Source organism: Sphingomonas sp., assembly GCF_035758555.1.
GTDB lineage: Bacteria > Pseudomonadota > Alphaproteobacteria > Sphingomonadales > Sphingomonadaceae > Sphingomonas_B.
In genome coordinates, this window is the sequence record NZ_DASTXI010000086.1 from 1 (window position 1) to 3,155 (window position 3,155).

The following is a 3,155-nucleotide window of genomic DNA, read 5'->3' on the forward strand; positions in this document are numbered from 1 at the left end:
GAGTTGCCCCAGCAGCCAGCGCTGGAGCGCCACGCCGACATTGTCGAGTGCGTCGCCGGCCAGCACGCGCGCCTTGGGCGGCACCAGCTTGACAAGGCCGGTCCGGTACAGCCGCGGCTGGGCAGCGAAATAGATGCTGCCGAAGATCACCAGCAGCAGGTCGACCATCGCGCCCACGGATGAGGTCGCAACACTGCCGACGCGCCTCGCGATCATGTTCGGATCGAGGATGTTGTGGACGGCGTCGCGAAACGCATCGCCGGCGCCGACAGGGTCGAGCAGTGCGCCCAGCCTCTCGATTGCCGGCGGGATCGCCTGGACGATCAGCTGCGACTGGGCGGAGACTTCCCGGCCGAACAGCCAGGCGGCGCCGATGGGCACGCTGAACGCGATCACCACCGCGCCGGCCAACGCCAGCCGGCGCGGCACGCCGAGCTTTGCCGAAAGGACGGTCGCGATTTCCGACAGCAGCACCGCGACGAGCACGGCCGCGAAGGCGGTCAGCACGACCTCGCGCAACGTCCAGAGCGCCGCGGCCAAGGCAAACAACAGCAGCGCGAGGATGAGCCGCTCGGCGGTCCTTTTATGCTGGCTCAGCGACACCGGGCGTAATGTTTCGCCCTGCGCAATGTTCCGGGCCCGGTCCGGAACTGCAGGACCGGTCAGCGCCTCATCCGCCCCAGACCTGCCACAGGATGCGCACCGAGACATAGAGGATCAGCAGCGCGGTCATCCGCCGCAGCCAGGCCGGCGGCAGCAGCTGGACGCCGGCGCGGCTGCCGATCTGGCCGCCGACCAGCACCGCCAGCGCAAGCGGCCAGTAGCTTGCCGCGGCCCGGATCAGCTCGGGATGGGCGGCGACCTTGGTCAGTTGCCCGCCCAGCCCGGCGAGCGAATTGGCGAGGATGAAGATCGAGGCGGTGGCGGCGACGCGCCGTGCCTTGTCCCACCCGACCAGGTGCAGGACGGGCGCCAGGAAAATGCCGCCGCCGATGCCGACGATGCCGGACAGCAGCCCGAGCGGGGCCGCGACCGCGGGGCCGACGATCGTCGCCCGTCGTTCCGCCATCTCGCGTTCCGGCTGAAGCAGCAGCAGCACGCCTGCAACGAGCAGCGAGCTGCCGAGCAGCGCCAGAAACAAATGCCGCGAGACCGGCAGCATTCCGCCGATCCACGCAGCCGGCACCGACAGCACGAGCAGCGGCAGCGCCTTTCGCCACGGCACCAGCCCCGCGCGCGCAAAACCAAGCGTGCCGCCGACGGCGACGATCAGGTTGCACACCAGCGCAACGATCGGAAACACGCGGTGATCGACGCCGGCGAGGGCAAGCAGCGCGTTGTAGGTCGACCCGCCCGCGAAACCGACGCTCGCGTAAAGGACGGCGGTAATCGCGAAAAGGGCGGCGAGGGCCAGCAACGCCTAACCCTGGTTTCGACAAGACCGGCGCACGCTAGCGCGCTTCACGCACTACAGCGCCCCGTGGCAATGCTTGTACTTCTGCCCCGACCCGCACGGGCACGGCGCGTTGCGGCTGACGCGGCCTTCCCACTGCGCCGGATCAGTGCCGAGTTCCGCGGCCATCATCGGCTGGGCGATCTGGAGCGGCGGCATCGTCGAGGTCATCAGTCCGCTCGCCGCGTCCTGGTCCCAGCTGTTGTCGTCGCCGGTCAGCGGATCGATGTGCGTCGTGACGAACTCCGGCATCGGCGGCAGCTCGGGCGGCGCCGCCATGAACTGGGCATGGGAGAGCACCCGCGTCACGTCCTCGCGGATCGATTCCAGCATCCGCTCGAACAACGCAAAAGCTTCCTGCTTATATTCGTTGATCGGCGTCTTCTGCGCATAGGCCCGCAGATGCACGACCTGGCGGAGCGCGTCGAGGGTCGACAGATGCTCCTTCCAGTGATGGTCGAGCGACTGCAGCAGCACGCTCTTTTCCACCTGCATCCAGGTCGACGGCTCCAGCTCCGCCGCCTTCGTTTTCATCGCCTCGTCCGTCAGCGCCCGCAGCCGCTCCTCGACCATCTCGGGATCGACCGCGGCTTCCTTGATCCAGTCGTCGATCGGGACATCGACGGCCAGGATTTCCTGCACGCGGGCCTTCAGGCCTTCAATGTTCCACTGCTCGGGATAAGTGTGCGGCGGGCAGGCTTCGGCGACCAGCGTGTTCACCGTCTCGTGCCGCATGTCGTCGACCACGTCCTCCAGCGTCTCGGAGTCCATGATGTCGGTGCGCTGTTCGTAAATCACCTTGCGCTGGTCGTTCATGACATCGTCATATTCGAGCAGCTGCTTGCGGATATCGTAGTTGCGTGCCTCGACCTTCTTCTGCGCGGTCTCGATCGCCTTGTTCAGCCAGCGCGACCCGATCGCCTCGCCATCGGCGAGGTTCGAATTCATCATCTTGGCGAACATCGTATCCGGGCCAAAGATGCGCAGCAGATCGTCGTCCAGCGACAGGTAGAAGCGGCTGAGGCCCGGATCGCCCTGGCGGCCCGAACGGCCGCGGAGCTGGTTGTCGATGCGCCGGCTTTCGTGCCGCTCGGTGCCGAGCACGAACAGGCCGCCGGCTTCGATCACCTTGCGCTTCGATTCCTCGACCTCGCGCTTGATGCGGGCGATGGCAGCATCGCGATCCGGGCCTTCGGGAAGCCCGGAAAGCTCGTCCTCGACGCGGAATTCGACGTTGCCGCCCAGCTGGATGTCGGTGCCGCGGCCGGCCATGTTGGTGGCGATCGTCACCGCGCCGGGCTGGCCCGCCTGCGCCACGATATGCGCTTCCTGCTCGTGGAAGCGCGCGTTCAGCACATTGTGCGGCACGTTCAGCTGGCGGAGATATTGCGACAGCAGCTCCGACTTCTCGATCGAGACGGTGCCGACCAGCACCGGCTGGCCCCGTGAGCTATGTTCTTCGATCGATTTGGCAATGGCGCCGAATTTGTCCTTGATGTTCTTGTAGAACTGATCGTCCTCGTCGACGCGCTTGACGGGCAGGTTGGTCGGGATGGTGACGACGTTCAGCTTGTAGATATCGAAGAATTCGCCGGCTTCCGTCGCCGCGGTGCCTGTCATGCCGCTGAGCTTCGGATACATGCGGAAATAATTCTGGAACGTGATCGAGGCGAGCGTCTGATTCTCCGGCTCGATATTGACG

The 3,155-nt window shown here is 66.2% G+C and carries 3 protein-coding genes; all 3 read right to left on the bottom strand.

Annotation, left to right across the window (positions count from 1 at the left end):
- A partial coding sequence (locus tag VFT73_RS05355) for an AI-2E family transporter (RefSeq protein ID WP_326409133.1) occupies window positions 1-603 on the bottom strand: 603 nt, incomplete at its 3' end.
- A gap of 67 nt (window positions 604-670) precedes the next feature.
- Window positions 671-1,417, bottom strand: a complete 747-nt coding sequence (locus VFT73_RS05360; protein ID WP_326409134.1) for a sulfite exporter TauE/SafE family protein — start codon at window positions 1,415-1,417, stop codon at window positions 671-673.
- A gap of 51 nt (window positions 1,418-1,468) precedes the next feature.
- Window positions 1,469-3,155: SEC-C metal-binding domain-containing protein (locus VFT73_RS05365; protein ID WP_326409135.1), on the bottom strand; the 1,687-nt coding region annotated here is incomplete at its 5' end.